Here is a 7,189-nt window from a genome sequence, read left to right as displayed (position 1 = left end):
TTGACTCGTTACTTAGCCGCTCGCAAACGATGGGTTTCGCTGCGCTCTACCCATCCTACGGCGCTATTGCTTCTTACGCAGCGGCGAAAGACCCGCCTCCCCCGTCGTCGTGGGTTGGCGCCGCTTGCCGATCGCCTTGCGGTCGCGCTCGCGCTCCTTGACCCGCGGCTTGTCGGCGGCGGGGGCGGCCCTGGACTTGGACGCGGACTTGCGGGGGCCCTTGCGCTTGCCGGGGCCGCTGAAGGCGGCCTTGAGCCCGGGGATGGCGCGCGCCTGGAATTCGAGCCCGAGATAGCGCTCGATGCTCTCCATCAGGTTCCATTCCTTGGGACCGACCAAGGCAATCGCCAGGCCCTTCTCCCCCGCCCGGCCGGTGCGCCCGGTGCGGTGCAGATAGTCGTCGCCGCTGCGGGCCAGCTCGAAATTGACCACGAGTTGGACCCCGGGGATGTCGAGCCCCCGCGCCGCCACGTCGGTCGCGATCAGGATGCGCACCTGGCCCCCGTGCACCAGGCCCATGACCCGGTTGCGCTCGCGCTGATCGAGCTCGCCGTGGAGCACCACGCTGCGCTGACCCTGGCCCACCAGCAAGGGGCCGAGCGCGATCGCCCGCTCCCGCGTATTGGTGAAGACCAGGACCTTCTCCGCCGGCTCGTTCTGGAGCAGCCACAGCAGTTGGGCCTGCTTGTGTTCGGTGTCGTCGCTCAGGATCACCTGATGGGCGATGTCCGGGTGGCCCTCGCGCACCGGGTTGATCACCAGCACCCGGGGGTCGCGCAGCAACTGGTCGGTGATGGCGGCCAGGCCCCGATGGTGCAGGGTGGCGGAGAAGAGCAGCGACTGACGCGCCGGGTTGGTGTGACCGATGATCGCGAGCACGTCCTCGGCAAAGCCGAGATCGAGCATCCGGTCCGCCTCGTCCAGGACCAGGACCTCAAGATCCCGCAGGTCCGCCGCACCGCTCTGGACGGACTCCAGCAGCCGGCCCGGGGTCGCCACCAGGATCTCGGGGTTGCGCCGCAGCGCGGCGAGCTGGCGGTCGTGCCGCTCCCCGCCGATGATCACCGCCGCGGTGAGCCGGGTGAGGCTCGCCAGGCGCATGAAATGGATATAGATCTGCCGCGCCAGCTCGCGCGTGGGCACCAGGATCAGGGCACGGGTGGCGCTGCGCGGCGCACGCGCGTTGAGCAGGCGCTGCATGATCGGCAGCAGGAAGGCGGCGGTCTTGCCGGAGCCGGTGGCGGCGGAAACCAGCAGATCCAGCCCGTCCTGGGCGAGCGGAATGACCTGCGCCTGCACCGGGGTGGGCGTCTCGAAGCCGGCCTTCTCCAGGCCACGGACGAGCGCCTCCGGGAGCATGAATTGGGAAAATTGTGGGTTCATCGGCGGCACCATACCAGGAAACGGCGGCGGCGGGGCGGGAGGCTCAGCCCAGGGTCCCGAGCCGTTGCCCCAGCCGCACCGCCTGGCCCGGGGCCAGGGCCGGGTCCCACGCCAGGGCCCCCGGCGGAAAGAGCAGGACGATGGTCGAGCCCAGATTGAAGCGGCCCAGCTCCTCACCGCGCCCCAGGTGCACCTGCCGGGACTTGCCCGTGTAGTGCCAGCGTCGGCAGCGCAGCCCGGACAGGGTGGGGGCGACCTCACCCTCCCAGACCGTCTCGATCCCGCCGACGAAGATCGCCCCCACCAGCACCAGGGCCATGGGGCCCGCATCGGTGCCGAACAGACACAGCACCCGCTCGTTGCGCGCGAAGAGCCCGGGCACCCGCTGCGCCGTCATGCGGTTGACGCTGAACAGTCGGCCCCCCAGATAGGTCATCTCCGCCAAGTCCCCGGCGAGCGGCATGTGGATGCGGTGATAGTCGCGCGGAGAGAGATAGATGGTCGCGAAGCGGCCCCCGTCGAACAGGTGGTGGGCGTCGGTCCCGCCGCCCAGGAGGTCGCTCACCGAATAGTCCTGGCCCTTGGCCTGGATGATGCGCCCGTCGACGATGGTCCCGATCTGGCTGATGGTCCCGTCCACCGGCGAGAGCACCGCCGCCGGGTCCGGGTCCAGCGGGCGGGCGTCCGGGCGCAGGGCGCGGGTGAAGAAGGCCGCGAGGTGCGGGTAGGCGGCCAGGTCCGGCTCTGCCGCCAGGCCCAGGTCGACGCCCACCAGGCGCACATAGGCGCGGATCATCCAGCCCTTGAACGGCGCCGCCTCGACCCGCGCGAGCCGGTACATCAGGAGCGACAGCCCATGCTGCGGCAACAGATACTGGAGGCCCACAAAGAGGCGCGCGCCCCAACGTGACACCCAGCGTGAGTCCCGGCTCGATTGCGTAGCGTTCATTGCCCCTCCGGCAAGCGTAAATTCCAGATGCGGTCAGCCGCCGCTGGTCGGCCAAGGCGCGCGGCGGCCCTGTTCGGTCGGTCCCGGGCCTCATCCGGATTTTACGGACCGCACCCCCGGGCGTCGAGTGAGCAATCCAAACCACGAGGTCCCCATGAGCGACAACAGCGACAAGATCGAAAAGACCGAGGCGCAGTGGCGTGCCGAACTGACGCCCGAGCAGTACCGCGTGGCCCGCGAGCGGGGCACCGAGCCCGCCTTCACCGGCCGCTACTATGACACCAAGGAGCCCGGCCTCTACCGCTGCGGCGCCTGTGGGGCCGAGCTGTTCGATTCGGCGCAAAAATACGACTCCGGCAGCGGCTGGCCCAGCTTCTGGCAACCCGCCAGCCCCGTGGCGATCGGCACCGACACCGACAAGGCCCACGGGATGCACCGCACCGAGGTCCACTGCAACCGCTGCGGCGCCCACCTGGGCCACGTCTTCCCCGACGGCCCCCGCCCCACCGGGCTGCGCTACTGCATCAACTCGGTGTCGCTGGACTTCGCGCCGAAGGCCAAAGGAGCAGGGGCGTCCCGCCCCTGCGAACCAGAGGATACCTGAGCCACGCGAGCCCATCTCCCGGGAACGCCAGCCGATGCGCCCGAGCATCCCAAGAACCCGCGCCTGGCTCGAACCGCGCCTGCGCGCACTCTGGAACCGCATCCCGGCGACCGCCGTCGAAATCGCGCTGCTGTGGATCGGCGGCCTCGCCCTCGGCGCCCTCGCCTTCCAGGCCACCCTCGCCCTGCCCCTACCCGCCGCGCTCGCCTGCTGGGGCGCCGCGGCCGGGCTCGGCCTGCTGCTGCCCCGCCGGGCCGAGCCCGTCCTGTGGGAGGAGGACGGCCGCGAGCAGGGCCGGGAGCCCGCCCGCCTCCAGGCTGCCCGGGACCGCCAGCAGGTGTTGCAGGCGCCCGATCTCCACGGTCATGACCGGCAGGCCCCGCTGCCGCAGGCGCGCCAGGAGCGCGGCCAGTTCGGGCGGGAGCCCGGGGACGCTCACCGCCGCCCCGGCTCCCGCAGGACCTCGCGGTCGTCCTGGTCCTTGACCAGGCAGTGCAGGTGCGGCAGGTCCGGCGTCATGGCGATGTGGTGGACGATGCAGCGGCGCAGGAAGGCGTCGGGCAGGCGCCGCTCGCTGTTGCTGGTGACCAGCAGCGGCGCGCGCAACTGGATGGCCGCGTTGACCGCGAGCCGCAGGTCCGGGTCCGGGCGGTTGGCGCGGGCGCCCTCGGTGTGGTCGGTGAGGCTCGCGGGCGGCCGGGCGGCTTCGAGCCGGCGACGCGGGGCGGCGCTGTCGTGGGCCGTCCAGTCGCAGTGGTCGGGCAGTCCGCTCAGGACCTCGAAGTCGCTCATGGCCGTGGGCCCCGCAGTGCGTCATAGGCGGCCTGGAAGCCGGTGTCGTGCAGCCGCTCGAGCGCCTCGACCGTGTCGGCGAAGACACCGCCGGTCTCCCCGCAGACCCAGTCGGCCACGGTGAAGGGGTCGAGATCCGGGTGCTGCTCGGTGAGGAAGGCCTGGAGCCACTTGGTGCCGGCGGCCCGCGCCTGGTCCGACTCGCCCGCGGCGTAGAGGGCGCAGATGAGCTCGAAGGACCAGCCGCAGCACCCGGCCAGCGGCTCGCCGTCGGCGGCGCTCAGGTGCCAGGGCAGGCGCAGCGGCCAGGGCGCGCAGGGGGCGGGGGCGCAGCCGATCTCCAAGGCGACGGCGACCCTCTGGGCCGTGGCGCCGGGCGGCAGGCCCCAGAGGGTCGCGGCGAGCCGCGGGAACAGATCTGCCCCGTCCCGGCCGCCGAACAGGAGGCGATAGAGAGCGCGGCCGATCCGCTTCCGGGCCTCCTGGTCGGCGCCCGGGAGGCTGCGGTCCGCCTCCGCGCTCAGGGCCTCGAGCTCGGCCCGCGCGATGGCCGGCGGCGCCAGGGCGACCGGCTGACCGCCGACCTTGAAGACGCGGCGCAGGCCCTGGTCATCGACGCAGAACTCGACGGTCAGGCACTGGCGGCCCTGGACCTGGGTCGGGCCGGTGCGCGGGGCGGCGGCACGGGCCGCCAGCCGCCGCTCGGCCTCGGCGGCCAGGGCGAGCAGGGCGTCGCGCCGCGTCGCCTCGGGGGCATCCGCCAGACTAGCCGTTACGGGCCAGTGCCTGGATGCCGTGCAGGTCGGCCTGGCGCTCGGTCCCGTCCCAGCGAGAGTTGAAGGGCTTGATCGGGTCGCGCCGGTCCGACGCGAAGTGCGGCGAGGGGCGCCGGTAGAGTGGCAGCAGGTCCAGTTCGCCGGAGCGCCAGCGCTCGATGAAATAGGGTAGCTCGCGCTCCAGGATGTACTCGCCGCCGCCCTGGCGGCGCCCGAAATAACCGTCGGACAGGATCAGGACGGCGACCGCGGCGCGGTCCATCCCGTCCTGGATGCGCTCGTCCCACCGGTCGCCGGTGCGGATCCCGGTATCGTCCCAGAGACGGTCGCCGAGCCCCTGGTCGAGCAGCCGTTGGCGGACCTCCTGATAGATCGCCGGGTCCCGGTGGGAGTAGCTCAGAAAGATGAGGTCGCGCGGCTGGTCGGTCATCGCTGCTCCGGGTGCGGTGCATAAAACCCGGACAAAAAAACGGGGCCAGCCGGCCCCGTTTTCACACATCCCTGTGCGCCCTAAGGCGCGCTTTCAGCCTATCAGAAGCTGTGGTTCATGCCGATCGAGAAGCCGCTCCAGTCGGAGTTTTCGATCTTGTCCGAGACCTTGGTATAGAGCAGGAAGGCCGCGGTACGCTTGCTGAAGTTGTAGTCGTAGCCGATGGCAAACGAACTCTTCTGCTTGTTGTTGACCAGGATGTCGCTGGCGAAGTACTGCCCGAGCGCGCTCGCCTCGCAGGTGTAGCGGAAGCCCACGGCGTTCGGATCGGCGCAATTGTCCAGGTCGGCACGGCCCCACATGGCCTTGACCATGTTGTTGCCGAAGGCGTAGCCGGCCGACACCTGGAAGAAGTTGCCGTTGGACTGCGTGGGGGCGCCCATGATGTTCTGGCGCTGCTCATAGATACCCGTCAGGGTGAAGCCGTTCCAGTCCAGCAGCCCCAGGCCGACGCGCACCTTGGTGTCGCTCTTGGCCGTGCGGTCTTGATACAGGACCATATAGTCGGCGTTCTGGCTCTCCCAGTTGCTCTTGTCCAGGGCCTCGTAGGCCACGGACCCATAGAAGGGGCCGTTCTTGTAGATGGCGGCCACGGAGTAGGCTCCGGCGATCGAATCGGCATTCTGGTCGAGCGCGCCGAGTGCGGTGCCGCCACCCTGCGGGACGATGGCCGCGGCGATCTGGAAGCCGCTCCAACTCGGGGAGATATAGGCAACGGCGCTGTCGGCCCGCAGATCCTGGAAGCCGATGGTGGCGTTCGCGTCGGCCAGGGTGTCGGCGAAGAGATCCAGCTTGGCCGTAGAAACCTTCATCGGGGTGTCGTGACGACCCATCAGGAAGGTACCCCAGTCACCCGCCAACCCGATGAAGGTGTTGCGGAAGGAGAAGCCGGAGTTGGTCACCGTGGTGCCGCGGTTGCCGTTGGCCAGATAGGTATCGCGGTTGGCGTTGCTGATGTCGACGCCGATTTCAATCTGGTAGACGGCCTTGAGCCCGTTGCCCAGGTCCTCGGAACCCTTCACGCCCAGGCGGTCGGCCGGACCGTTGACGTTATTGCCCAGGTCCAGGCCCCAGCCCTTGAAGGACTGACCAGCCTTGTAGGAACCGTTGACCGCCGCCGCGTAGGCGAGCGTCTGCAACTGGTTCAGTCGCGCCGTCGCGTTGTTGTAATACGCTTGGGTGACGTTGCCGATCTGCAGGTCGCTCGTCAGCTTCGCATGCTGACCCGCGAAATAGGCATTCATGCTGTAGGCGCCGGCTAGCGGAGCCACGGTTGCGACCGCCATGTTCTGGGCTGAGGCCAGGTTCGCCTGATAGCTGTTCCAGGCGCCTCCGGCAATCTTATCGTAAGCGTCGGCCGCCGCGACACTCGCCTGCGCCGCGGTGGCGCCTTGGGCGAGCCGGGCGTTGTAAGCGGCCACACCGGCCTGGTCGGCCGTTGTGATGACCTGAGCCGGGCTGTAATTGTAGCCGTTGGCCAGGGCGGTCGCGCCGGCAAGCTGGGCCCAGTTCTGGGCATTGAGCGGGTAGGCCGACTTCAAGGAGATCGCCGCGGCCTGGTAATAAGCTGCTTGTGCCTGCGGGTTCAGGAATCGAGTGACCTGCGATCCCTGTGAGGCGGTCGGCATAAAGGCGGTGCTGGCAGCGGAGCCGGGCACCGGCTGCCCGCGCCAACGGTTGTAGTTCAGCGCGTTGTTGGGATCACCGCTGAAGCCGGTGCCGGCACCCATAACAGTGACAGGCCAGCGCTGGGCGGGGTAGGTTCCCAAGGCGCTCAGGGTGTCGTAGTTAGCCGAGGTGCCGCTCTTGAAGGTGGCGAAGTTGAACTGCGGGCGCAGGCCTTCTTGACCAGGACGGTGGAAGGTGGCGTTGCGTTCGACGTCGACGTAGTCGAGGGAGACGTTGAGCTTGCCGTACAGGATGGCCTCGGCCGAGGCGACTGCCGGCACGGCCAGGGCGGCGGCGACCGCCAGGGTGAGAAGGTTCTTGTTCATCATGATCTCCGCTGTTGTGGATTCAGCAACAAGGACTGCATAAACTTTCACGCAATCGTGCTTTGCGGGTTGAACTATAGACGACCCAGGAGACGCTTGCAACAGTGTCGAGAAAAAAAGAGACACCGGAGACATGTGTTGCTTTTTTGACGCAACAGCGGGGCCGGGCGTCGTTGTCGTTGTCGTTGTCGTAATCGTGGT

General features: G+C 69.1%; 8 protein-coding genes. 1 reads left to right on the top strand and 7 read right to left on the bottom strand.

Annotated features, from left to right (window positions below):
- Positions 1-63: 63 nt before the first annotated feature.
- Together QZY48_RS07430 and asd are read right to left on the bottom strand one after the other, a co-directional pair.
- Positions 64-1,383: a DEAD/DEAH box helicase gene (locus tag QZY48_RS07430; RefSeq protein WP_295429662.1), complete on the bottom strand. Its 1,320-nt coding sequence runs from the start codon at positions 1,381-1,383 to the stop codon at positions 64-66.
- Positions 1,384-1,426: 43 nt separating this feature from the next.
- Positions 1,427-2,332, bottom strand: coding sequence for an archaetidylserine decarboxylase (asd, locus tag QZY48_RS07425; RefSeq protein ID WP_295429659.1), 906 nt, complete (start codon positions 2,330-2,332; stop codon positions 1,427-1,429).
- Between the two features lie 154 nt (positions 2,333-2,486).
- Between asd and msrB the strand changes: the two genes are divergently transcribed.
- Positions 2,487-2,936, top strand: a complete 450-nt coding sequence (gene msrB / locus QZY48_RS07420; protein WP_295429656.1) for a peptide-methionine (R)-S-oxide reductase MsrB — start codon at positions 2,487-2,489, stop codon at positions 2,934-2,936.
- Between the two features lie 190 nt (positions 2,937-3,126).
- On the opposite strand, the gene QZY48_RS07415 is transcribed toward msrB, so the two are convergent.
- The 5 genes from QZY48_RS07415 to QZY48_RS07395 form a co-directional block, all read right to left on the bottom strand.
- Positions 3,127-3,375 carry a hypothetical protein gene (locus QZY48_RS07415; RefSeq protein WP_295429653.1) on the bottom strand — a complete coding sequence of 83 codons (249 nt, stop codon included), beginning with the start codon at positions 3,373-3,375 and terminating at the stop codon, positions 3,127-3,129.
- Positions 3,372-3,728 carry a hypothetical protein gene (locus QZY48_RS07410; protein ID WP_295429650.1) on the bottom strand — a complete coding sequence of 119 codons (357 nt, stop codon included), beginning with the start codon at positions 3,726-3,728 and terminating at the stop codon, positions 3,372-3,374. The genes QZY48_RS07415 and QZY48_RS07410 overlap by 4 nt, the downstream gene beginning before the upstream one ends.
- On the bottom strand, positions 3,725-4,072 hold the full coding sequence (locus tag QZY48_RS07405) for a hypothetical protein (protein ID WP_295429647.1): 348 nt from the start codon (positions 4,070-4,072) through the stop codon (positions 3,725-3,727). Before QZY48_RS07405 ends, QZY48_RS07410 begins: the two co-directional genes overlap by 4 nt.
- A 421-nt stretch (positions 4,073-4,493) precedes the next feature.
- Positions 4,494-4,934, bottom strand: coding sequence for a toll/interleukin-1 receptor domain-containing protein (locus QZY48_RS07400; RefSeq protein ID WP_295429644.1), 441 nt, complete (start codon positions 4,932-4,934; stop codon positions 4,494-4,496).
- Between the two features lie 101 nt (positions 4,935-5,035).
- A complete protein-coding gene (locus tag QZY48_RS07395) occupies positions 5,036-6,988 on the bottom strand; it encodes a porin (RefSeq protein WP_295429641.1) in 1,953 nt (650 codons plus the stop codon).
- Positions 6,989-7,189: the final 201 nt, after the last annotated feature.

The organism is uncultured Thiodictyon sp., from assembly GCF_903828115.1.
GTDB lineage: Bacteria > Pseudomonadota > Gammaproteobacteria > Chromatiales > Chromatiaceae > Thiodictyon.
The sequence above is the reverse complement of the archived record's forward strand: the minus strand, read 5'-3'. Positions and strand labels throughout refer to the sequence as shown.